Source organism: Pseudoalteromonas sp. B160, assembly GCF_037162485.1.
Classification (GTDB): Bacteria; Pseudomonadota; Gammaproteobacteria; order Enterobacterales; family Alteromonadaceae; genus Pseudoalteromonas; species Pseudoalteromonas rhizosphaerae.
Map to the genome: position 1 here is coordinate 3,886,817 of NZ_JARLUX010000001.1, position 24,801 is coordinate 3,911,617.

19 protein-coding genes, 1 tRNA gene and 1 pseudogene are annotated in these 24,801 nt (G+C 40.9%); 8 read left to right on the top strand and 13 right to left on the bottom strand.

What is annotated here, in order from left to right; genetic code table 11:
• Window positions 1-11: 11 nt before the first annotated feature.
• The 4 genes from cmk to gyrA form a co-directional block, all read right to left on the bottom strand.
• Window positions 12-722: a (d)CMP kinase gene (cmk, locus tag P4S61_RS18150; protein ID WP_145233224.1), complete on the bottom strand. Its 711-nt coding sequence runs from the start codon at window positions 720-722 to the stop codon at window positions 12-14.
• 107 nt (window positions 723-829) lie between these two features.
• The gene (aroA, locus tag P4S61_RS18155) at window positions 830-2,107 is read right to left on the bottom strand and encodes a 3-phosphoshikimate 1-carboxyvinyltransferase (protein WP_337118814.1); all 1,278 of its coding nucleotides are present in this window, start codon (window positions 2,105-2,107) and stop codon (window positions 830-832) included.
• Window positions 2,107-3,189 (bottom strand): 3-phosphoserine/phosphohydroxythreonine transaminase, encoded by a 1,083-nt coding sequence (serC, locus tag P4S61_RS18160; RefSeq protein ID WP_337118815.1) that lies wholly within the window; start codon window positions 3,187-3,189, stop codon window positions 2,107-2,109. The genes aroA and serC overlap by 1 nt, the downstream gene beginning before the upstream one ends.
• A 113-nt stretch (window positions 3,190-3,302) precedes the next feature.
• Window positions 3,303-6,002, bottom strand: a complete 2,700-nt coding sequence (gene gyrA / locus P4S61_RS18165; protein ID WP_337118816.1) for a DNA topoisomerase (ATP-hydrolyzing) subunit A — start codon at window positions 6,000-6,002, stop codon at window positions 3,303-3,305.
• 179 nt (window positions 6,003-6,181) lie between these two features.
• On the opposite strand from gyrA, the gene ubiG reads away from it, so the two are divergent.
• From ubiG to yfaE, 5 genes are all read left to right on the top strand, one after another.
• The gene (ubiG, locus tag P4S61_RS18170) at window positions 6,182-6,892 is read left to right on the top strand and encodes a bifunctional 2-polyprenyl-6-hydroxyphenol methylase/3-demethylubiquinol 3-O-methyltransferase UbiG (protein WP_145233215.1); all 711 of its coding nucleotides are present in this window, start codon (window positions 6,182-6,184) and stop codon (window positions 6,890-6,892) included.
• The gene (locus P4S61_RS18175; protein ID WP_182831034.1) at window positions 6,892-7,575 is read left to right on the top strand and encodes an HAD family hydrolase; all 684 of its coding nucleotides are present in this window, start codon (window positions 6,892-6,894) and stop codon (window positions 7,573-7,575) included. The genes ubiG and P4S61_RS18175 overlap by 1 nt, the downstream gene beginning before the upstream one ends.
• 400 nt (window positions 7,576-7,975) lie before the next feature.
• On the top strand, window positions 7,976-10,258 hold the full coding sequence (nrdA, locus tag P4S61_RS18180) for a class 1a ribonucleoside-diphosphate reductase subunit alpha (protein WP_145233211.1): 2,283 nt from the start codon (window positions 7,976-7,978) through the stop codon (window positions 10,256-10,258).
• Between the two features lie 69 nt (window positions 10,259-10,327).
• Window positions 10,328-11,458, top strand: coding sequence for a class Ia ribonucleoside-diphosphate reductase subunit beta (gene nrdB / locus P4S61_RS18185; protein WP_145233209.1), 1,131 nt, complete (start codon window positions 10,328-10,330; stop codon window positions 11,456-11,458).
• Window positions 11,458-11,730, top strand: a complete 273-nt coding sequence (gene yfaE / locus P4S61_RS18190) for a class I ribonucleotide reductase maintenance protein YfaE (RefSeq protein ID WP_145233207.1) — start codon at window positions 11,458-11,460, stop codon at window positions 11,728-11,730. The genes nrdB and yfaE overlap by 1 nt, the downstream gene beginning before the upstream one ends.
• 4 nt (window positions 11,731-11,734) lie before the next feature.
• On the opposite strand, the gene P4S61_RS18195 is transcribed toward yfaE, so the two are convergent.
• Window positions 11,735-12,262 carry a YaeQ family protein gene (locus P4S61_RS18195; RefSeq protein WP_182717449.1) on the bottom strand — a complete coding sequence of 176 codons (528 nt, stop codon included), beginning with the start codon at window positions 12,260-12,262 and terminating at the stop codon, window positions 11,735-11,737.
• A 150-nt stretch (window positions 12,263-12,412) separates the two neighbouring features.
• Here P4S61_RS18195 and P4S61_RS18200 point away from each other — a divergent pair, with 150 nt between their 5' ends.
• The gene (locus P4S61_RS18200) at window positions 12,413-14,791 is read left to right on the top strand and encodes a TonB-dependent receptor (RefSeq protein ID WP_337118818.1); all 2,379 of its coding nucleotides are present in this window, start codon (window positions 12,413-12,415) and stop codon (window positions 14,789-14,791) included.
• Between the two features lie 70 nt (window positions 14,792-14,861).
• On the opposite strand, the gene P4S61_RS18205 is transcribed toward P4S61_RS18200, so the two are convergent.
• The 7 genes and pseudogenes from P4S61_RS18205 to P4S61_RS18235 all read right to left on the bottom strand — a co-directional run bounded on the left by P4S61_RS18205 (window position 14,862) and on the right by P4S61_RS18235 (window position 20,158).
• Entirely contained in the window at window positions 14,862-15,479 is a 618-nt protein-coding gene (locus P4S61_RS18205; protein WP_149982493.1) for an FKBP-type peptidyl-prolyl cis-trans isomerase, read from the bottom strand.
• A gap of 103 nt (window positions 15,480-15,582) precedes the next feature.
• On the bottom strand, window positions 15,583-15,969 hold the full coding sequence (locus P4S61_RS18210; protein WP_179959208.1) for a hypothetical protein: 387 nt from the start codon (window positions 15,967-15,969) through the stop codon (window positions 15,583-15,585).
• A 49-nt stretch (window positions 15,970-16,018) separates the two neighbouring features.
• Window positions 16,019-16,109 (bottom strand) — tRNA-Ser (locus P4S61_RS18215).
• 100 nt (window positions 16,110-16,209) lie between these two features.
• Window positions 16,210-16,587: a hypothetical protein gene (locus P4S61_RS18220; protein WP_145233198.1), complete on the bottom strand. Its 378-nt coding sequence runs from the start codon at window positions 16,585-16,587 to the stop codon at window positions 16,210-16,212.
• Between the two features lie 202 nt (window positions 16,588-16,789).
• Window positions 16,790-17,338: an NAD(P)H nitroreductase gene (locus tag P4S61_RS18225; protein ID WP_145233196.1), complete on the bottom strand. Its 549-nt coding sequence runs from the start codon at window positions 17,336-17,338 to the stop codon at window positions 16,790-16,792.
• Window positions 17,339-17,456: 118 nt separating this feature from the next.
• Entirely contained in the window at window positions 17,457-18,134 is a 678-nt protein-coding gene (locus P4S61_RS18230) for an HvfX family Cu-binding RiPP maturation protein (RefSeq protein WP_149982495.1), read from the bottom strand.
• A 64-nt stretch (window positions 18,135-18,198) separates the two neighbouring features.
• Window positions 18,199-20,158, bottom strand: a pseudogene (locus P4S61_RS18235) (oxidoreductase).
• 218 nt (window positions 20,159-20,376) lie between these two features.
• Between P4S61_RS18235 and sppA the strand changes: the two are divergent.
• Together sppA and ansA are read left to right on the top strand one after the other, a co-directional pair.
• Window positions 20,377-22,242: a signal peptide peptidase SppA gene (gene sppA, locus P4S61_RS18240; protein WP_145233189.1), complete on the top strand. Its 1,866-nt coding sequence runs from the start codon at window positions 20,377-20,379 to the stop codon at window positions 22,240-22,242.
• Between the two features lie 70 nt (window positions 22,243-22,312).
• Window positions 22,313-23,323, top strand: a complete 1,011-nt coding sequence (ansA, locus tag P4S61_RS18245; RefSeq protein WP_149982498.1) for an asparaginase — start codon at window positions 22,313-22,315, stop codon at window positions 23,321-23,323.
• 86 nt (window positions 23,324-23,409) lie between these two features.
• Here ansA and gndA read toward each other — a convergent pair whose 3' ends face one another.
• The gene (gndA, locus tag P4S61_RS18250; RefSeq protein WP_145233185.1) at window positions 23,410-24,783 is read right to left on the bottom strand and encodes an NADP-dependent phosphogluconate dehydrogenase; all 1,374 of its coding nucleotides are present in this window, start codon (window positions 24,781-24,783) and stop codon (window positions 23,410-23,412) included.
• Window positions 24,784-24,801: the final 18 nt, after the last annotated feature.

A 24,801-nucleotide genomic window follows, 5' to 3' on the forward strand; every position in this document is an offset into this window, starting at 1 on the left:
GCATAAATAGTTTATCGTCGCTTTGGAAGTTTACCTTCGACGATCGCTGCATCTAATAAAATCATAACCTTATCAAACACTTGCTGTGCATTAAGCTCGCTAGTATCGAGTTCAATAGCATCGTCAGCTGGTACAAGCGGCGCAACAGCACGATTCATATCGCGGTCATCACGTGCTTGAATATCTTCTAATAGACCACTTAGTGTAACATCAAGACCGCGTTCATTCAACTCAACAAAACGTCGGCGCGCGCGTTCTTCTGCACTAGCGGTTAAATAAATTTTTAATGGAGCATCTTGGAACACCACAGTGCCCATATCGCGGCCATCGGCTATTAGCCCATTTTCAGTTCGAAATGCACGTTGGCGCCGTAATAACGCTTCTCTTACGCGCGGTAAAGCTGCTACTTTTGAAGCGGCAGCTCCTACTTCTTCATTTCGAATTGTTGTTGATACATCTTCACCTTCCAGAATAACCTTTCCAGCGTTAGTTTGACTATCAACTAAAAACTGCACATCTAAGTTAGCAGCTAAAGGCACCAATGCCTCTTCGTTGTCTAGTGCAATTTGGTGATGAAGTGCTGCTAGTGCTAATACGCGATAAATCGCGCCACTATCCAGTACATCCCAGCCTAATTTATCGGCTAACAAGCGACAAACAGTTCCTTTACCTGAACCACTTGGGCCATCAACGGTGATCACGGGCATTAATAACGCCTGCATTTAAACCTCCTGCAATGCACACCAAAATAAAACTGCGACATTATACGTTACTTAATTAAATATATCCGCTTTTTGTATGTAACTTTTTATATTTCAACTTTAGTCATTTATTGACTAACCGATGCTAGTACATTGAAAAATGTTGGAAATGTCTTGTATGTACACTTAGGATCATTGATAGTTATTGGCTTGCCGCCTACCGCTACCATGGCAAAACACATCGCTATACGGTGGTCGTCATAGGTATCAATCGCCACATCGTTAAAGTGTTTTGGCGGTGTTATTTCGATGAAATCTTCACCTTCAACTACCTCAGCGCCCACTTTACGCAGCTCTGTCGCCATTGCATGTAAGCGATCAGTTTCTTTTACGCGCCAGTTATAGATATTACGAATAGCGGTTGGACCATCTGCAAATAACGCCACTGTCGCAAGGGTCATCGCCGCATCAGGAATAGCATTGGCATCGATATCAACACCTTTTAATTCGCCTTTACGTACCACTAAGCGCTCGTCATACCAATCTATTTTAGCACCGACCTGCTCCATCACTTTTGCAAAGCCAATATCGCCTTGCACAGATTTTGCACCTACACCTTTGATCTCTATTTCACCACCGGCAATTGCCGCCGCAGCGACAAAGTAAGATGCACTTGATGCATCCCCTTCAACCATAATACGTTCAACAGCTTGGTATTGCTGCGCACCTTTTACAGTAAAGGTTTTATAGTTATCGTGAGTTACCGATATGCCAAAGCGAGTCATTACATCTAAGGTAATATCAATATACGGTTTAGATACCAACGTCCCCTTAATTGTAATGCACGTATCGCCATTAAATAACGGCGCTGCCATTAATAATGCGGTAAGAAATTGGCTCGAAATACTGCCATCAATTGCAACGTTGCCGCCATTAATTTGCCCACCAACAATTTTAAGTGGCGGATAGTCTTTATTTTTTAAATAACTAACATCCCCACCGAGCGCTTGTAATGCATCAACTAGGTGACCAATTGGACGTTCCTCCATACGTGGCTCGCCAATTAGTTCATAGTTCCCCTTCACCGCTGCTAATACCGCAGTCAGTGGGCGATACGCGGTGCCTGCATTACCTAAAAACAGTGGCTCAGCTGGAGTTAAAAACTGCCCGCCAACACCTTTTACAGTGGCTACAGTTTTATCATCATTAAGACTGACATCAACGCCCAATAATTTTAATGCACCAAGCATATGGCGAATATCATCACTGTCTAATAAATTTTCTACAACCGTTGTGCCTTGCGCAAGTGCCGCTAACAGTAAAATACGATTTGATAAACTTTTTGAGCCAGGTAAGGTAACACTGCCATTTACTAGATTGATTGGCTCTAAGCGTAACTGCTCCATTAACTGTGCTCCTTGGCAAATTTCGCCATAAAGTCAACTAACGCTTGTACACCGGCAAGTGGCATGGCGTTGTAAATACTCGCACGCATACCGCCAACAATACGGTGACCTTCAAGTGCAAGTAAGCCAGCTTCTTTTGCTTGAGCTAAAAACTGTGCATTTAAGCTTTCATCATTGAGCCAAAAAGGCACATTCATACGTGAACGACAATGCTTAGCAACCTTATTGCTATAAAATGGCGATTCATCAATAAAGCCATACAGCAGTTCGGCTTTTGCTATATTTTGCTGTTCCATGGCTTTAACACCACCGTTTTGCTCAAGCCAGTCAAATACTTCTGCCGCTAAATACCAAGCAAACGTAGGTGGCGTGTTATACATGCTGCCTTGTTTTACTTCGAGTGCGTAATCAAATATACCTGGCTTTGCAACCCCTTCACACTCAAGCAACGTTTTACGAATAATCACAATGGCAAGGCCTGATGGACCAATATTCTTTTGTGCACCAGCGTAAATTAAATCAAACTGATCAACATCAAATTCACGCGATAAAATAGTTGATGACATGTCTGCAACGATCGGCGCTGTTGGGTGACTTGGTACATCAAACACTTCAATGCCATCAATGGTTTCATTTGGGCAATAGTGGATGTATGAAGGATCGGCTGGAAATTGCCACTCACTAACTGGTTTGATAGAAAATTGCTCATTTGTGTCATTACGGACATCAAGCTCAGTGACGGTAGTAAATTTAACCGCTTCGTCAACCGCACCTTTAGACCACACACCATTTTCACAATATACGGCGTCTTTACCTGCTTGGTGCAGGTTCAGTGGCACTGCAGCAAATTGGCCTCGACCACCGCCATGCATAAACAGCACTTCAAATTCATCGCTGATATTCATTAACCGGCGTAAGCTTGCTTCACATTGTGCCGTTAATGCTAAAAATTCTTTACTACGGTGACTGATCTCCATCACCGATACACCTAAATCTTGCCAATCAAGAAATTCTTTTTGTGCTTTTTCCATCACAGCTGGCGGTAACATTGCAGGCCCAGCACAAAAATTATATATACTCATTACCTTTCCTCATTCCAGTAATTTAACAATTGTTTTTAATTGCTAATTTTAACAATTAATTTTTTTGATTTTTATAGTAAAAAAAGCGGCCGAAGCCGCTTTAATGATTAATGTTATGCCTCTGGAGGATTATCCCCAGCGTCATCATTAACAGTGTCGACTAGTTCAACGCTTTCACCTTCGATAATAGCGTTAAGCTCATCGATTTCGATCTCTTCGATACGTTGTAAACCAACTACTTGCTCTTCGTCAATAGTTCTTATCAAAATAACACCTTGGGTATTTCGCCCAACGGTAGAAACTTCATTAACGCGAGTTCGCACCAGAGTACCTCGATTAGAGATAATCATGATTTCATCGTTATCGTCAACTTGTACAGCACCAACTACAGCACCGTTACGCTCACTTACTTTGATTGATACCACACCTTGAGTCGCACGACTCTTAGCAGGGTAGTCACTGAGCAATGTACGCTTACCGTAGCCGTTTTCTGTCACGGTTAAGATAGCACCATTCGTCTTAGGTACAATTAATGATACAACACGTTGGCCTTCAGCCATCTTAATACCACGAACACCTGTTGCAGTTCGGCCCATCTGACGAACACCCTTGAACTTGATTTCCAGGTTACCGTTTTCATCAAGTACTGGGTTGCCGTTTTCATCTAAAACAGGTGATTCTTCGGCTTCTTTAAAGCGAACAACTTTACCAGCATCAGTAAACAACATGATTTCGTTGCTACCATCAGTGATATCGACACCAATCAAGCTATCACCGTCGTTTAAGTTAACGGCAATAATACCGCTAGCACGTTGACGGCTATACGCAGTCAATGGTGTTTTCTTCACGGTACCAAATGCAGTTGCCATAAAGATGTATTTATTTTCTTCATACTCACGTACTGGCAAGATAGCCGTAATACGTTCGTCTGCTTCAAGCGGCAATAAGTTTACAATTGGCTTACCACGGGCTGCACGACTGGCAAGTGGTAATTGATACACTTTAAGCCAATATAAGCGACCCGCCGTTGAGAAACAAAGAATCGTGTCGTGAGTATTAGCAACTAGTAGACGTTCAATGAAATCTTCATCTTTCATCTTGGTTGCTGATTTACCTTTACCACCACGGCGCTGTGCTTCGTAATCAGACAATGGCTGATACTTCACATACCCTTCGTGAGATAGGGTTACTACTACGTCTTCTTCTGTGATCAAGTCTTCAAGACTAATATCATGAGCCGCGGCATTAATTTCAGTACGACGTTCGTCGCCGTATTGCTCTTTAATTTCAACTAACTCATCGCGAATAACTTCCATTAAACGCTCAGGATTAGCAAGAATATATAAAAGCTCGGCAATTAAATCTAATAACGTTTGGTATTCGCTTAGAATCTTTTCATGTTCAAGACCAGTAAGCTTGTGTAAGCGTAAATCTAGAATTGCTTGGGCTTGTTGCTCAGAAATATAATACTGACCATCACGAATGCCTAAGTCATCCGCTAACCAATCTGGACGGGCAACATTTGCCTCACCGGCTTTTTCAAGCATGGCTTTCACATTACCTAATTCCCACGGACGGCTAGCAAGTGCTACTTTAGCTTCAGCTGGCGTTGGTGAGTTACGAATAAGCTCGATAATTGGGTCAATGTTAGCAAGTGCAATTGCTAAGCCTTCAAGCATGTGTGCACGATCGCGGGCTTTACGTAGGTCAAATACCGTACGACGGGTCACTACTTCACGACGGTGAATGATGAATTCTTCAAGCATTTCTTTTAAGTTGAAACACTTAGGCTGGTTATTGATCAACGCAACCATGTTCATACCAAACACAGTTTGTAACTGAGTTTGTGCATAAAGGTTGTTTAAGATCACTTCGCCTACGTCACCACGTTTGATCTCGATAACGATACGCATACCGTCTTTATCTGATTCATCACGTAATGCACTAATGCCTTCAATCTTCTTATCTTTAACAAGCTCAGCAATCTTTTCGATTAAGCGGGCTTTATTTACTTGATAAGGGATCTCGTGAACGATGATCGTTTCACGATGGGTTTTTTCGTCAACTTCAATTTCCGCACGTGCACGCATGTACACTTTGCCACGGCCAGTTAAATAGGCTTGTTCAATGCCTTTTTTACCGTTGATAATTGCCGCAGTTGGAAAATCTGGGCCCGGAATATAATCCATTAGTTCATGAATGGTTAATTCAGGGTTTTGAATAAGTGCTAAACAGCCATTCACAACTTCAGTTAAGTTATGAGGAGGAATGTTCGTCGCCATACCTACCGCAATACCCGATGAACCGTTCACTAATAAGTTAGGAACTTTGGTCGGTAATACGTCAGGAATTTGCTCTGTACCATCATAGTTAGGTACAAAATCAACAGTCTCTTTTTCAAGATCAGCCAAAAGCTCATGAGACATTTTCGCCATACGGACTTCGGTATAACGCATTGCTGCTGCTGAGTCACCATCAACTGAACCAAAGTTACCTTGGCCGTCAACTAACATATAACGTAAAGAGAATGGCTGGGCCATACGTACGATTGTGTCATACACCGCACTGTCGCCATGGGGATGGTATTTACCAATTACATCACCAACCACACGGGCTGATTTTTTGTAAGGCTTATTCCAATCATTATTAAGCTCGTTCATAGCAAACAAAACGCGGCGGTGAACTGGTTTTAAACCATCACGTACGTCTGGTAGTGCTCGTCCTACAATTACGCTCATTGCGTAATCTAAATAGGAGTTTTTTAACTCGTCTTCAATATTGACTGGCAGAATTTCATTGGCGAAATCAGTCATTTGATATCACATTCCTTCAGTATTGACCCACGAAAGTGCCACATATGGGCGCTTGCGGGGATTTAGTTATTATTACCAAGTCATGCTACCACAATTAATTTAGATTTACAGGCGCTAAATCTTTGCGATTTATTAATTTACCCCTATATAATGGCCTGAGATTGACGAGGAAGTTTTTTATGACCGAACATCAGAATGTAGATAGTGCAGAAATTGCAAAGTTTGAAGCCATCGCTGAGCGTTGGTGGGATCGTGAAGGCGAATTTAAACCCCTTCATGAAATTAATCCATTAAGATTAGATTTTATTGCCGACAAGGCCAAAGGCTTATTCGACAAAGAAACACTCGATGTCGGCTGTGGTGGCGGTATATTGAGTGAAAGTATGGCGCGAATGGGCGCACATGTGACTGGTATTGATATGGGTCAAGAGCCGTTAACCGTTGCGAAACTGCACAGTTTAGAAACCGGTGTAAACGTTGACTATATAAAAATACCTGCCGAACAGTATGCCAGCGAACACCCTGCCCGCTTTGATACTATTACTTGTATGGAAATGTTAGAGCATGTGCCAGACCCTGCATCTATCATTCATGCAGTAGCAGAATTAGCGAAACCTGGTGCCGATGTATTTTTCTCTACATTAAACAAAACCCCAAAAGCATATTTGTACGCAATTATCGGGGCGGAAAAATTATTGAAGATGGTGCCTGATGGAACCCATGATCACAAAAAGTTTATCAAACCAGCACAACTCATTGCATGGGCAGAACAAGCGGGCCTCAAAGTACGTGCTAGTGCGGGATTGAGTTATAACCCTTTATCAAAGCAGTACAGCTTAAATACCGATGTAAGCGTTAATTATATTCTGCATTTTGAGAAACTAGCGTAATGGCTGGTTTTAACACAGCAACCCCCGCAATTGATTACGACGCCTTTATTTTTGATTTAGACGGTACATTACTCGATACCGCAGATGATTTAGGGGCTGCGCTTAATTACGTACTCGCTGATCATAACCAACCATTAGTAACCGCTGATATATATCGTCCTGCAGCTTCTAACGGTGCAATGGCGCTGCTTGCAGCTGGATTTGGTCAGCAATGGCACGATCACCCAAATCAAGCTGACTTACGCCAGCAGCTATTAACGGCCTACGCAGATAATATTGCCACCCATAGTCAATGCTTTACTGGAATTGCACAATTATTGATCGCGCTTGATCAACAACAGATCAAATGGGGGATCATGACTAATAAACCTGAATTTTTGACTATTCCATTAGTTGCTGCAATTGCTGAACTCAAAGATGCACAGGCAATTGTCAGTGGTGACACCCTCGATATCGCTAAACCATCTCCTTTACCTTTACTGCATACAGCCCAACTGTTAGATGTTGATCCGAGTCGTTGTTTGTATATCGGTGATGCGCAGCGTGACATAATTGCAGCCAAGGCTGCAAACATGCACAGCGCTGCTGCGTTGTGGGGCTACATCCCTAGTGAAGCTGAAGCATTGAGTTGGCAAGCCGATTTTAATTGGCAATCACCTATTGATGCATTTAACCATATATAGTGCCATGTTAAATTTTAACCACTACATATTGTGATCGTGTTACTTTTTGCACATTGTTTGTTGATAAAAAAAGCAGCCAAAATTTATTTTTAAAATGCGTAAATTTAATCGATCATCAGTTGATTTTTATAAATTTCATTTTAATCAGATGGTCAAAGGTTAATGGCTACTAACACAAGCGTGTTATCCCAACGTTATCCACAATTAGGGGCGTTTATGCCCTTGCAAATGATCGCATACCACACTATCTTGTGATCTAGAATTTGATGAACACCAGATGTTGTGGCTAAATGTTATTCAATTAAATTCGCGCTAATACAGTTTTATTGCAATAAAAAATTTATTTTAAGAAAAATGTGTCACTAAAAAATATTATATCCCAAGGAATACAGGCAAAACTATGAACCAACAGCTATCTGTAAGCAAACGTGACGGCCGTAAAGAGTCACTTGATTTAGATAAGATCCATCGCGTTATTGCTTGGGCCGCCGAAGGTCTAAATAATGTGTCTGTCTCACAAGTTGAGCTGAAATCGCACATCCAGTTTTATGATGGTATTCGTACTGAAGACATCCATGAAACCATCATCAAAGCGGCCGCTGATCAGATCTCTAAAGAGTCGCCTGATTATCAATATTTATCAGCCCGCTTAGCTGTATTCCATTTGCGTAAAAAAGCCTATGGTCAATTTGAGCCACCGCGCTTGTATGATCATATCGTTAAGTTAGTTGAAGATAAGCGTTACGATGCACACTTACTAGCTGACTACACAGAGCAAGAAATTGATCAACTGGATGAATACCTTGATCATGGACGTGATTTAAACTTCAGCTATGCTGCTGTTAAACAGCTTGAAGGTAAATATTTAGTACAAAACCGTGTTACGGGTGAAATTTATGAAAGCGCACAGTTTTTATATATTTTAGTTGCGGCCAGCTTGTTCTCTGATTACCCAAAAGAAACGCGTTTAGACTACATAAAGCGTTTTTACGATGCAGTGTCATTGTTCAAAATTTCATTACCTACGCCTATTATGGCGGGAGTTCGTACCCCTACGCGTCAATTCAGTTCATGTGTACTGATTGAATGCGGTGACAGCCTAGATTCAATTAATGCAACCTCATCAGCGATTGTAAAATACGTATCGCAACGTGCAGGTATTGGTATTAATGCTGGTCGTATTCGCGCACTAGGTAGCCCTATTCGCAATGGTGAAGCATACCACACTGGTTGTATCCCGTTTTATAAGCACTTTCAAACGGCCGTTAAAAGTTGTTCGCAAGGTGGTGTCCGTGGTGGCGCAGCAACCCTGTTCTATCCACTTTGGCATCTAGAAGTTGAAAACTTATTAGTGCTTAAAAACAACCGTGGTGTTGATGATAACCGCGTTCGTCACTTAGATTACGGTGTACAGTTTAATAAACTAATGTACTCACGTTTGATCAAAGATGATTACATCACATTATTCAGTCCGTCTGATGTGCCTGGTTTATATGATGCATTTTTTGAAGATCAAGATGAATTTGATCGTCTTTACGTACAATATGAACAAGACGAGTCAATTCGTAAAAAACGTATTAAAGCTATTGAGCTGTTTTCAATGTTTGCACAAGAGCGTGCTAGCACTGGCCGCATCTATTTACAAAACGTTGACCACTGTAATACACACAGCCCGTTCATTGCTAAAGTGGCACCAATTCGCCAATCTAACTTATGTTTAGAAATTGCATTGCCAACTAAACCACTTAACAATGTTAATGATGAAGAAGGTGAAATTGCACTGTGTACGCTGTCGGCCTTTAACTTAGGTGCGATTGAGTCACTGGATGAACTTGAAGAGCTTGCAGAACTTGCGGTACGTGCACTTGATAACTTACTGGATTTCCAAGACTACCCGGTGCCAGCAGCACATAATGCAACTATGGGCCGTCGTACACTAGGAATAGGCGTAATCAACTATGCATATTACCTTGCTAAAAATGGCAAACGTTATTCTGATGGCAGTGCCAATGCATTGACTCACAAAACATTTGAAGCAATTCAGTATTACCTAATGAAAGCCTCAAATGAACTGGCTAAAGAACGTGGTGCATGTCCTAAATTTAACGAAACAACGTATTCGCAAGGTATTATGCCAACCGATACGTACAAACGTGATTTGGATAAAATTTGTGATGAACCATTGCATTTAGATTGGGATACATTACGTGCCAATATTAAAGAGCATGGTATGCGTAACTCAACGTTATCTGCGTTGATGCCATCTGAGACATCGTCGCAAATTTCAAATGCAACTAATGGTATTGAACCACCACGTGGTCATATCAGTGTTAAAGCCAGTAAAGATGGTATTTTAAAACAAGTTGTACCTGAGTATGAACGCCTTAAAAATAATTATGAATTATTGTGGGATATCCCATCAAATAAAGGTTATTTAGAATTAGTGGGTATTATGCAAAAGTTTGTTGACCAAACAATTTCTGCCAATACTAACTACGATCCAAATAAGTTTGAAGGTGGTAAAGTACCAATGAAGGTCTTATTACAAGATTTACTGGGTGCTTACAAACTTGGCGTTAAAACCCTTTACTACCATAACACCCGTGATGGTGCATCTGATATGCAAGAAGATACACCAGAAGTGGAAGATGATGATTGTGCAGGCGGTGCGTGTAAAATCTAATCGGTAATAAATATAAATTGGAAGCGGGCTATACGCCCGCTTTGCCCTGTTCGTTTTTTGAGTGATCTTATGTCTTATACTACTTTTAGCCGAAACCATAATAACCAACTACAAGAACCGATGTTTTTCGGCCAAACCGTTAACGTATCGCGTTATGATCAACAGAAGTACCCTATTTTCGAAAAGCTAATTGAAAAACAACTATCGTTTTTTTGGCGTCCTGAAGAAGTCGATGTAAGTAAAGATCGGTTAGATTTTCAGGCCTTACCTGATCACGAAAAACATATATTTTTAAGTAACTTAAAATATCAAACCTTACTTGATAGTGTGCAAGGTCGCTCGCCTAATGTTGCGTTACTGCCAATTGTGTCGATCCCAGAACTTGAGACCTGGATTGAAACATGGGCATTTAGTGAAACAATCCATAGCCGTTCATATACACATATTATTCGTAACGTTACCCAAGCCCCTGAGCTTATTTTTGATGATATCGTTAGTAACGAAAAGATCAGTGAACGTGCTGATGCCGTAACTAAATATTACGATGAATTAATTAATAAAGTGGCTGTGTATAACTTATACGGTGAAGGTAAACATGAACTTAATGGCGAAACAGTTCATATCAGTTTATTTGAACTTAAAAAGCTTTTATACCTTGCAATGATGTCAGTGAATATCTTAGAAGCGATCCGTTTTTATGTCAGTTTTGCCTGTTCATTTGCGTTTGCAGAGCGAGAATTAATGGAAGGTAACGCTAAAATTATTAAGCTGATCGCCCGTGATGAAGCGCTTCATCTTTCTGGTACTCAGCATATTTTGAATATTATGCAAGATGGTAAAGACGATCCTGAAATGGCTATCGTAGCAGCCCAGTGTCGTGATGAAGCGATCAAGATGTTTGTTGATGCTGCTGAACAAGAAAAAGAATGGGCTGAATACCTGTTTAAAGATGGTTCAATGATTGGCTTAAACAAAGATATTTTATGCCAATACGTTGAGTACATTACTAATGCTCGTATGACTGCAGTTGGTTTACCAACACAGTTTAAAACCAGCAGTAACCCTATCCCATGGATCAATTCATGGTTAGTGTCAGACAATGTACAAGTTGCTCCACAAGAAGCGGAGATAAGCTCATACCTTGTAGGCCAAATTGACTCTCAAGTTAATGCCTCTGATTTCGGTGACTTCGATCTCTAATGACCAGCAACAAAACTGCAAAGATCCACTTTGCAGATAATAGCCAGTGTGTAGATTTTGACACTGGCTGTCATTCCCTTTTAGACTGCCTAGAACAACAGCAATATGAAATTCCTTTTCAGTGTAGAGAAGGATATTGTGGTGCCTGTAGAGCAACCCTAGTAGCAGGGCAAGTCACCTATAACGAAGAACCACTCGCCTTTGTACGTGATGGAGAAGTACTGCTGTGCTGCTGTAAACCCGATGGCAATATCACTCTCAATTTGAAGTAATTTGTTAATGCCAGTCAAACTGCTTTGTTTCATAGCAATGTATTTTATCACTGATCATTAAACTACTTTCATCTATGGTTACATCCCAATTTAAACTGCGTGTTAAATCCACCTGAATATCATCAATAAACTGCTGGTCAATCTCAATAATATGGCTATTATCAAATAACTTTAACCGTGACTGAGATTGCGTTAACCATTCACTATTGCCCGTTGTTAAAATTAATAATTCATCCACCTGCTTAGCGATCTTAACTAATTCATCAAGGTCAGGTTTATCAACACTTAACCAGGTTTTATAATGTTCGTCCAACGCTTGAATTCCTACATCTGGCTGTAGTTTATCAGCAAGTTTATTAAGCACTGCATGGCTGTCATAAGATAAAATACAATAGCCTAACAGCTTTAAAACAAAATGCTCCAGTGTTTCATTTTTAGTCAACGCTGTGGTAAAAATTTCTTTGTGATTACGCTGATGACGCAGATCAGCTATGCTAAATCGTGCTTTAAAAATACGTGTTTTATCAGACATAATATTCACCAGTCTCGCCGTTACTCCTATTGAGTATAGCCCAATCTGGTATAAGCACGTTTATTTTAAAAGTTATGGTATAACATTATTGATCAGCACAAATGATGGTGTTATATTATATCACAACATAATAGCAACAACGTAGTAACCATGATCCGACATTCCTTAATATCAACTGCAATTATCACTGCTTTAAGCTCTTTTTCTGCTCATGCTGCGCTGGTAACTGGGCAAGTTTTTGACAATAACAAGCAACCACTCAGCTATGCCGATGTGCATGTACACGGTAAAGCACAGTCAATTAAAACTGACGAGAATGGTCGATTTAGTATTAATATTGATGCTAATAGCCAATTACATATTAGTAAAAATAATTTTGTTGATGCTAGAGTTCAAGTAACTGAAACCAGTTCTGCTCTAAATATCACGCTTGTACCTACGTCAGTTGAATCTGTCGTTGTGTACGCCTCTGCCCTGCATAAAAATAGCTTAGAGATGATTTCACCAGTGAGTGTACTCAGTGGTGATGAACTGCGCAATAAAGCAAAACCCACGTTAGGCGAAACGCTCAAAGGCCTTCCAGGTGTTAATGCCAGCTATTTTGGCCCTGTTTCATCTAGCCCTATAATCCGTGGCCTAGATGGCCCTCGCGTTAAAATCACCCAAAATGGCTTAGACAGCAGCGATGCGTCACGTATTGGCCCAGATCACGCAACATCGAATGACAGCCTAGCTGCAGAACAGATTGAAGTTTTGCGTGGCCCAGCTACGCTACTTTATGGCTCAGGCGCGATTGGTGGCGTAGTTAACGTAGTAGATAACCGCATTCCAACTGATAATATCGAGCATTTAACTGGGGCTGTTGAATACAGCCATGACACAGTTTCAAATGCCAACACCTATGCTGCCAAGCTTGAGACGGGCCATAACAACTTTAACTTCCATTTTGACGGTACCAAACGCACTGGTGATGACTACCAAACTCCGCGTTTTAACTTACCTGAAGAAGAGCACGAAGATCATGAGGGTCATGACGAAGAAGAGCATGAAACAGCCACCTCGGTAAAAAATACCTTTATTGATAGCCAAACCGTTAACTTTGGTACTAGCTATGTAGGTGAGCATTTAACGCTAGGTGTTTCTTATGGCCGTATTGAAACCGACTACGGTATTCCAGCACATAGCCATGAACATGGCCATGATCACGAACACGACCATGATGAAGGCGAAGAAGAAGCCGTTTATGCGCGTGTAGAACAAGATCGCTGGCAAGGTTTGATGAGCTATGCATTACACAACAACTGGATTGAAACTATTAATTTACGTCTAGGTTATACTGACTATCGCCATGCTGAAATTGAAGATGGCGCGATCGGTACTATCTTTAGTAATGAAACCACTGAAGCACGTTTAAATATCGAGCATAAGTTAGGTAATTGGCATGGTATGGCTGGTTATCATTTTAGTGAATCTGATTATGATGCCGATGGTGAAGAAGCCTTCACACCCGCTAGCAAAACGACTACTCATGCATTATTTATCCTCGAAGAAAAACAGTTTGGCGACGTGACATTAGAATTAGGTGCGCGTATTGAAGATTATAATATTGATAGTAATATCGGTGCTGCTGCGCATGACCATGAAGATGATCATACTGATGAACACGCCAATGAAATAACGCCTTACAGTAAAAGCTTTACTAATCTGAGCGCTTCAGCAGGCGCTATTTGGCAATATACACCCGGACAAAGTATTGCGCTGAGCGTGTCACACTCTGAACGCGCACCGTTATCAGCCGAGCTATTATCAAATGGTGTCCATATTGCAACTGGCACCTATGAGCTTGGTTTAGGCTACGCGATAGAAGACGGTGAAATTCACTTCGAACCTGAAAATATCAAACAAGAAACATCAACCAATATTGATTTTGGCTTTAGACGCTTTAGTGGCGATTTTGGTTATACGGTTAACTTTTTCTATAACGACATTGCCAATTTTTACTATCAGCAAAACACGGGGTTAGTGTTTGATGAAGAGCACGGCCTTGAAGCTGCAGAGCCTGGCCACGATGATGGTATGGCTGTTTATCAATTTGTCAGTAAAGATGCGAAATTATACGGCATTGAATTTGATGCACATTATCAATTAAATTCAAATGCGATGGTAAAAGTATTTGGTGACTCAACCACTGCAAAACTTGCTGATGATGAAGGGTATTTACCGCGTATTCCGGCAAATAAGTTAGGTTCAGAATTACAGTATAATATCAGTGATTGGCAGTTCAGCTTAACTGGCACACACTACTTTGAACAACGTGATATCACGGCTTATGAAACCGCAACCGATGGCTATACACTGTTCGATGCGCAAGCAAATTATCAATTAAGTGTCGGTCCGGTAGATACACAGTTTTATATCAACGTCGATAATATTACGGATGAACTGGGTTTTGTACATAGTTCATTTATTAAAGATGAAGCGCCACTTCCTGGGCGTAACTTTAGAATTGGTCTACGTGGTTATTTCTGATCTCAGTAAATAACCATAAAAAAGCCGCGCTAATAGTTATTAGCGCGGCTTTTTATTACTCAATTTCTAATTAAAGAATTTCGTGTAGCTCAACGTCAAATACCAGTGTTGAGAATGGTGCAATTGCAGCACCGGCACCACGTTCTCCATAAGCAAGCTCATGAGGAACATAGATACGCCATTTGGTGCCTTCAGGCATCATTTGTAATGCTTCAGTCCAGCCTTTGATCACGCCACCAACTGGAAACTCAGCAGGTTGACCACGCTCATAAGAGCTGTCAAATACAGTACCGTTGATAAGTGTACCGTGATAATCAACACGCACTGTTGACTCAGCAGTTGGCTTTTTGCCTTCACCTGTTGCTAGTACTTCATATTGAAGACCAGACTCAGTCACTGTGATTTCAGCACGTTTTGCATTTTCTTCTAAGAATGCAATGCCTTCAGCTGCAAGTACTTTCGCTTCTTCTTCACGACGTGCTTGGATTTCAGTGTTGATTTTTTCGAATGCAGCTTGGATCTCAGGGATCTCAACTTGGAAATCGCCGCCCACATACGCATCTTTCATGCCTGCAAATACTGAATTTAAGTTTAAACCTTCGAAAGGGTTAGCTTTAAGTTGCTCACCCATCTGTAGGCCAATACCGTAACTTGCTTTTTCAGCATCTGTAGTAAAATTATCTGACATAATATGTTTCACGTTTTGTTTATACCAAGCTTAATAACGCTGGTATCAGTTAAAAGACGCGCCTATGCTATCATAAAAAAAGCCCTTTTGGGCTTCTTTAGAGCTAGTTTTTAGTGAGTTTTCGCTTTATTAAGCGCACAGCAAAAGTCAAGATTGGCAAGCTGATTAAAATACCAGCAAGTAATGGACGACTCAGTAATGCCTGCGTACCAACTAATAACACCGGCACGACTAATAAACCGATACAACCAATAAATATTGCCGCAATTTCTGGCCAGTATTTATCATATTTAGTAATTAAATGCCCAGCTAATAGATTAAAGCCTAGGCAGTAAAGCATAGCTGTGAGCAATACATGCTCTGGTTGTGCATCCATCGCCATTTTAACGAGTAAGTTAATAGCACTGTGATAACAGTAGCCAAACACCGACCATAACAGTACGTGTTTTAGCACCCGTTGTGTGGTGTTTAATTGATTTTGCTGTGACATCTTAAACTCCAGATAGCAAAAAGCCGCCCATAAGGCGGCTTTTTAAATATGGTGGAGAGATAGGGATTTGAACCCTAGAGGGGCTATAAACCCCTGCCGGTTTTCAAGACCGGTGCATTCGACCACTCTGCCATCTCTCCGTACGGCGCGGATAATAGGGGTTAGCTGCCTTGTTGTAAAGCCCTAAAAGTAAAAAGTTCAAATTAATCGTTATAATTACTCGAAGCGCTTAAAAACACATCAATAATACTGTTTTGGACGTTTCGCGACCCACGAACACAGTAAGCAGACTAATAAGCTAAAAGTAACAAAACTTAAGCTCTGAAAGATTAAATCAAAGCGGTTTAGATCATCACTTGGTACAAGCACCAATACAAAAGCGGGTAAAATACTCACAAACAACACATAACAACACACTTTAAACGCTCTACCAAAATCAAATCGTCTTGTGCGTTGCATCCACCACGCTAAGATAACCACAATAGCAGTTGATGAGATCGCGATTAAATGAGGAGTCTGTGTACTAAATGCTGTGTAAAGAGTGATAGCCGCACCAACAAAGCCCCATAAGGACCACGTTAACCATTTTTCTTTTTCACGTAAAAATAAATTTCCCATTATCCTCGTCTTCTTGTTGTTATTCTAATTAAGACACTCCATACATTAACAAACTGCAGAAAAATAACAAACCATTGTATTGAGGGTTATTGCATCCAAGCGCTTCAGACAGCCAAGCTACCTAAAGATAATAACAAAGGTAGCCTTAATGCACTCTGACTGAAATAACACGACAAAGTTCCAGTTAATTACGTTTTGGCAACTATAAGTTTGTGAAAAAGTGTTCTGGGCTATGACGAACAGCCTTTTTACAGTCCACTTCTGGAGTGCCTAAATACAGGTAACCGACAATCTCATCTTCATTATCAAGCTTTAACGCCGCTTTTACCGCCTCACTTTGCGCAAAGTAACCAGTACGCCAGACACCACCCAGTCCCTGCGCAAAAGCTGCTTGTTGCATAGCTAACACAGCACAACCAGCACTTTGTACTTGTTCTATACGCGGTACTTTTGGGTGCGCTTGATATTTGGCAATGGCAATGATTATCATCGGTGCACGCAGCGGTAACTCTTTGGCACGATTAATTACTTTTTCATCTTGTTGTTCTGCAACTGCACTTTGATAATAAATTTCGCCGAGTCGTTCTCGCGCATCTTCTGCAACAACAATAAATTGCCAAGGCGCAAGGCAACCATGATCAGGCACACGAAGCGCTGCTTGTTTAATAATATCAAGTTGACTGTTGTTTGGGGCAGGTGCAATCAGTCGAGGATCTGACTGACGAGTCAATAAAAGCTCAATAGCGTCCATAGCGATTCTCTATCTAATTAAAAAAGAAACTAGCATAGCATTGATAGGGATTGCTGAGAAAGTTTGAAAGTTAGAAAGTTTGCGACGGGCGTCGCAAACTGACAGGTAGAGATTTAGATTATTCGAATCTTTTCCGTAACCAGTGATCAAGGCTAACAAAACGCCCACCGCCGGTAAAAAATAAACTCAATAACATCGCAAAATAAATTGCTGAAAACTCAATGCCATTATTCAAAATCGACGGTTTACCCTTTTCATAAAGGTAATCTGGGAAACCATGTTCTTGTACAAGTCCTCGAATTTTCTCAATACGTTCTTTTACTTCTCGGGAATTATCTAAACTTTCTTTTGCACCAGGGATCGCCAACCAATCAAGTACTTGTGCAGCACTGGTATCTGGATCTGTGGGCGCAATCGCAAACCAGCCATTGTGCCAATGTACAGAGGTTGCGGCAACGACCATAGTAAACATCAGCGGTATGCTAACCAGACGGGTTAATAAACCAACTAAGAGTAGCCAGCCACCGAGAAATTCACTCCAGCCAGCTAAAAAAGCCAGTAAATCAGGAAAAGGTAAGCCTAATCCCCAGTCTGGGTTACCAAACCAAGCAACAACATCTGGAGAAGCTAAAAAGAATTCAAAAAACCCATTACCATTACCACTGATATTTAGCTTGTTATAACCTGCGATGATCATAACTGGCGCCAGTATCAGTCTAAATAGTAAAGCAGGGATACCATCAAAAATGGCTATTTTTTGTAGGGAAGTTTTATATAGTGTGATCAATGTATTCATCGTAGCAGTCTAGTCTTTTGAAATGTATTAAACAAAGACCGCTACGATTAAAAGTTTATTTCAGTTAAATTTTACGCGCGACCTGAAGCGCTTCATAAATAGCTCGTTTTGCATCAATTGCTGATGCTAATTTGGCCCCGCCAATTACATGTACTTTAGGATTATCGATTAACCCCGACATTAATTCGTTATTAGAGACTTGCCCGATACAAGCGATCACTGTATCAACAGGTAGCACCTGCTCCTCTCCTGCCACAGTAATTTTTAGACCTTGCTGATCAAAATGATGATACTGACAATCAGCGATCTGTTTTACACCATGTTGCTTTGCAACTTGACGATGTATCCAGCCCGTTGTTTTACCAAGCTCACTGCCAAAACGCCCAGCGCTGCGTTTTAGCATAAACAATTGACGATTATCTTTATCTGGACTTGGCTGACACTCAATTCCCCACTGCGATTTAAAATCAGCAATACTTTGGTCTTTATGTTCACTTAAAAAAGCAACCATATCAAAGCCAATGCCGCCGGCACCTAAAATTGCAATCGATTGCCCTAATTCAACTTCACCACGAATAACTTCATCGTATGAAAAAACACGTTTATTATCCGCGCAGGTAAAGTTTGCCTCACGCGGGCGCACCCCCGTTGCAAACACCACGTCATCGTATTGCTCAAGCATTTTATCGGTAAAAGGAGTATTGAGTGTTACCGTGACCTTTAGACGTTCAAGTTCATTAATAAAATAACGCAAGGTATGATTGAAATCTTCTTTACCAGGAATTCGCATCGCTAAATTAAATTGGCCGCCCATATCTGTATTTTTATCAATCAGCGTTACCGTATGACCTTTTTGCGCTAAGTAACAACTGGCAGATAAGCCCGCAGGCCCAGCACCTACAACCAACACATTTTTAGCCTTGTTGGTCAGCTCAAGAGGATAATCTAGCTCAAACCCCGCTTGAGGATTCACTAAGCATGTTGCTCGTTTACCTTTAAATACATGATCTAAACAGCCCTGATTACAGCCGATACAAATATTAATGTGTTTACTTTGTTGTGCTTGATATTTATTAAAAAACTCTGGATCGGCTAATAGTGGTCGTGCCATCGAAATCAGATCGGCATCCCCTGCAGTTAAAATTTCATTGGCAATCTCAGGAGTATTAATACGATTTACAGCAATCACAGGAACCGATACCACTTCTTTTAAACGTTTTGAAGCTTCTTTAAATGCACCTGCTGGCACCATACTCGCAATAGTAGGTACTCGTGCTTCATGCCAGCCTATGCCAGTATTTAAAATATCAACTCCAGCCTGCTCTAATGCTTTGGCCTGGATCGTAACCTCTTCAGGTGTTGACCCATTCGGAATTAAATCCATCACCGATAATCGAAAGATAATTAAAAATTCTTTATTTACTTTGGCACGTACAGCTTTGACTATCTCTAACGCTAAACGCATACGGTTTTCTAAACTTCCACCGTATTCATCTGAGCGTTTATTGGTATGCGGTGCCATAAACTCATTAATCAAATAACCTTCTGAGCCCATCACTTCAACGCCATCGTAGCCTGCCTTTTGTGCTAAATAGGCGGAATGAGCAAAGTCTTTGATGGTTTTTTTATTGCACTGAGCGACATTGCTTTGGGTTGATATGGGTTAATAGGTGCTTTAATTGCACTTGGTGCTTGATTAAATGGATGATACGCATAACGTCCAGCATGTAATAATTGTAAGCAAATCTTACCGCCGTGTTGATGGACAACATCAGTGTATGCACGGTGCTTAAACACATCATAATAGCTATTAAAAGACGATGAGATTGGGGTTAATTTGCCACGCAAATTAGGACTGTAGCCCCCGTAATGAGCATCGCAGTACCACCTTTAGCGCGCGCTTCATAAAAAGCACGCAGTCGTTTTCGGTTATGCCATCCCTCTTCAAGCCCCGTGTGCATTGAGCCCATTACCAAACGGTTACGTAGCTGTGTGTGTTTCAATTGTAATTGTTGTTCTAACATCCTCTGCCCCAATGAACTGGTCTAACCTCTATACATTAGCCAATTTTGCTCGATTGGCAAGCAATAAGCAACAAAAGCGATAAATTAGTTAATATGTTCACATTCTCACGGTTAAAACCTCGCTCATAAATACTTAGTTACGATTTAACAGTTAAATTAATTTTTATTCTGGGCTAAGATGGTGACAGATATAAGTTGTACCAGACTAAGGATTTATTTTGATTGCAAAGCTATTTAAAGGACTGTGGGCAGGAATTAACTTTTCTCGTCGTTTAGTCCTCAATTTTTTATTTGTGTTACTTGTCATTCTTTTCATTGTTTCAATCACAAGTGATGACAATGAAATTAATGTTGCTGACACATCTGTGCTCAGGTTAAACCTCAATGGTCCAATCGTAGAGGAAAAAGTTTACGTTGATCCAATTGAATCTGCCATCAATGACGCAACACAGAGCAACGATGAGCCCGCTGAAATTTTACTTGATGATATTATCAATGTAATTGATCAAGCCACTGAAGATAAACGCATTAGTGTGATCTTGCTGGATTTACAAAAAATGCCTAGCGCGCATTTAAATAAATTAAAACAAATCACTCTAGCGTTAGAGCGGTTTAAAGCGAGCGGCAAAAAAGTAATTGCCTCTGGTTATTATTACTCACAAGCACAATATTACATTGCTGCGCACGCTGATGAAATATCTATGCACCCTTATGGTGGTGTAGAGATCCAAGGCTTTGGCATGTACCCGTTATATTTTAAAGATGCGCTTGAAAAACTCGGTATCACTCAGCATATTTTCCGTGTTGGTACATTTAAATCGGCTGTTGAACCGTTTATTCGTAACGATATGTCAGATGCAGCAAAAGAAGCTAATAATGTATGGCTAGGTGCATTGTGGAAAGAATACAAACAAGACGTTGCCGCTGTGCGCCCATTTGATGAAGCAAACTTTGATGAAACAATGGACGTGTTTCTGGCAAAAATGCAAGCAGTTAATGGCGATTCAGGTAAATATGCCCTTGAACATCAATGGGTTGATTCTTTAAAAACCAATCAACAAGTGCGTCAACAATTAATTACCTTAGTAGGCACTGAAGAAACAGGCAAAACCTTTAACCAAGTATCGTTTAAAGAATATCTCTCATTAGTTAAATCGCCGATTGAGTTTGATAACCCAATGACAGAAAAAGTCGCCGTTGTGGTTGCACGCGGTACTATCTCTGACGGAGAACGTAAAGCCGGTGAAATTGGTGGTGACTCTACAGCGGCTTTACTACGTAAAGCACGCTTAGATGATAAAGTAAAAGCGGTTGTACTGCGTATTGATTCAGGCGGTGGCAGTATGTTTGCCTCTGAAGTTATTCGTGCTGAAGTACTTGCTCTTAAAGCAGCTGGTAAACCCGTGGTTGCTTCAATGAGCTCAGTAGCAGCTTCTGGCGGCTACTGGATTGCCTCTGCTGCCAACGAAATTTGGGCAGCACCGAGCACAATTACCGGCTCAATTGGTGTATTTGGTAACTTTATGACCTTTGAAAACACCATGGCTAAATTAGGTGTTTATTCAGATGGCGTTGCCACAACTGAAATGGCTGGTCTATCAATCGCTCGCCCGCTTAATGAAAAAATGGCACAGGTTATTCAACTAAGTGTAGAAGATGCTTATCAACGCTTCTTAGAGGTTGTTGGTGAAGCACGAAATATGACCCCTGAGCAAGTTGACTCTATTGCACAAGGCCGTGTTTGGATTGCAAGCCAAGCGCAAGAGCTTGGCTTAGTTGACAAATTAGGCAATAAGCAAGACGCTATCAAAGCGGCAGCTGAACTGGCTAAGCTTGATTTTTATGAAGTTAAAACCATTAAGCAGAGTCTATCGGCGGAAGAGAAATTAATGCAGGATATTTTTGGAAATGCATCGATTAGATCGCTAATTGGCTCACAAAGTACGCTACAAAACGCACTCTCAAACCAAGCATCTATCAATGGTTTAGTTAAGCAATTAACAACTGAGGTTGAAGGTCTAAAAGATTACAACGATCCGCAAGGCATTTATGCCCGCTGCTTAGTGTGTAATATTTCGCAATAAATAGTGTATAGGCTGTAATCGCAGCAACTAACCGTTATACTAAGCCCAGTTTTTTTACTGGGCTTTTTTTATGAAACGTAAACGTATTTATATCGCATATACTGGCGGTACGATTGGGATGAAAAAATCGAGTCGAGGCTATATTCCCGCTGAAGGTTTTTTAACACAAACCGTAGAAAACAATGCCGAATTTAATCGTGATGAAATGCCCTTATTCGATATTCACGAGTATTGCCCGCTGATTGACTCATCAGACATGTCCCCTGCTCATTGGCAACTAATCGCTGATGATATTAAAAGTAAATACCAAGATTATGATGGCTTTGTCGTGCTTCATGGTACAGATACCATGGCGTATACCGCATCTGCTTTGTCCTTTATGTTTGAAAACTTAACAAAGCCAGTGATAGTGACAGGCTCGCAAATTCCACTGTCGCAATTGCGCTCTGATGGCCAAGTAAATTTACTTAATGCGATGTATTTAGCGGCTAATTATCCGATTGCTGAGGTTAGTCTATTTTTCAATAATCAATTATTTCGCGGCAATCGTGCAACTAAAGCACATGCCGATGGCTTTGATGCCTTTGCATCCCCTAACTTAGACCCACTGGCTCTCTCAGGTATTAATATTCAATTATTAAAAGGCCAGTTGAGCCCGTATGTTGAAAATGAGCTACAAGTCACCAACATCACGCCGCAACCTATTGGTGTTTTATACTTGTATCCAGGGATCAGTCATGCTGTAGTTAAAAGTCTGGTAAACGACAATATTAAAGCCCTCGTATTATTGAGCTTTGGTGTGGGCAATGCACCACAAGATCCAGACTTTTTAGAGATCCTCTCCAGCGCAAGTAAGCGCGGTATGGTTATCGTCAATTTAACCCAGTGTTTAAAAGGGCATGTAAATATGGGCGGCTATGCAACTGGTAACGCATTACTTAACATTGGTGTGATCAGCGGTTACGATATGACCTTAGAGGCATGCTTAACTAAATTACACTACTTATTTAGCCAAAAGCTTGAAATTGAAACTATTCGCCATTTAATGCAAGACAACTTACGTGGTGAGTTAAGTAGATAAGCTGAGCGCTTTATAATAAAAACTATTTTTTTAAACTAAAAAGGCACGCTAATTAGCGTGCCTTTCATTTTAACTTATTGGCCTAATTAACGTACTTTCGCGTCAATCTCTACTAAATCAGTTAAATGACATACCTCACCACTATGAGTTTTAATGCCATGCTCACCAAAATAATCTCGCTGTGCTTGTACTAGATGACCATTGCTTGGTGTCGTCAACGTCGCAAAATACGTTTGCGTTGAGCTAAGTACCGGAAATGCTAATCCAGTCATCATTGCTTGACCTGTTATTTTACGCAGCGCTAATGACTCTTTTTCTAAAGTGTCGATAAACTCAACACCTTCAGCGATGTTATCTAAGTAATCAGCACGGATAATACAACCAGCACGCCATGTTTGCAGTGTTTTAGATAAATCGACTTTCCATTGATGTGCACGTGATGCACCTTTGATCAGCGCAAGGCCTTGACGATAAGCCAGTAAACTTGCAAACAAGAAGGCATCTTTAAGTTCATCTAAATCTAATTCAACCTGTGAAGTTGATTTAGCTGCATACGTCATTTCTTTCGCTGCATGTGTGTCACCAGTATTGGTTAAGTGACGCGCTTGCACAGCTGCAACCAATGAAGGAACGGCTATACCCAGTTCTAATGCATTTTGTGCCGTCCACAAACCCGTGCCTTTCGCGCCAACTTTATTATCAATCAAATCAACTAACGCTTCACCCGCATCGGTTTCTAACGATAAAATATGACTTGAGATAGATAATAAATAGCTATTGAGTGTGCCTTCAGACCATTGATTAAAAATCTCTGCAACTTCATGTGGAGTGCGGTTAGTGCCTAAGCGTAATAATTGATACATTTCTGCGATTAGTTGCATTAATGCATATTCAATTCCGTTGTGCACCATTTTTACAAAGTGACCACTGGCTGATTGACCAACACGGGCAAAACACGATTCACCTTTGTAGCTTGCTGCTACTTTTTCAAACCATGGCTCAACGCGTTCCCAGCCGCCTTCTGAACCACTTGCCATCATCGCAGGACCATGACGCGCGCCTTCAGCACCGCCAGAAATCCCCATAGTGGCAAATTCAAATTTATTTTGATATTTTAGTTTACGAGTAATACCGTCTTTATAATTACTATTGCCACAATCGACGATAATATCGTCACAATCAACGCCTGCATCAACTAAATCGCTGCAAACTTTATCGACTAACTCACCCGCTGGCACTAATAACAAAATTGAGCGAGGCGGCGTTAACCGTTTTACCATATCACCTAAATCAGACACAATGTGCAGACGATCTGCCATGCCTTGTAATTTAGCACAGCTTAATAGCTCTTCGCCCGCGTCTGGGTTTTTATCATAAGCTACTAGCGTCATCCCTTGTTCAATCAAGTTGAGAGCAAGATTTTTACCCATAACGCCTAACCCTACTAATGCAACTTGCATTTAGTGTCCTCCTCGGTA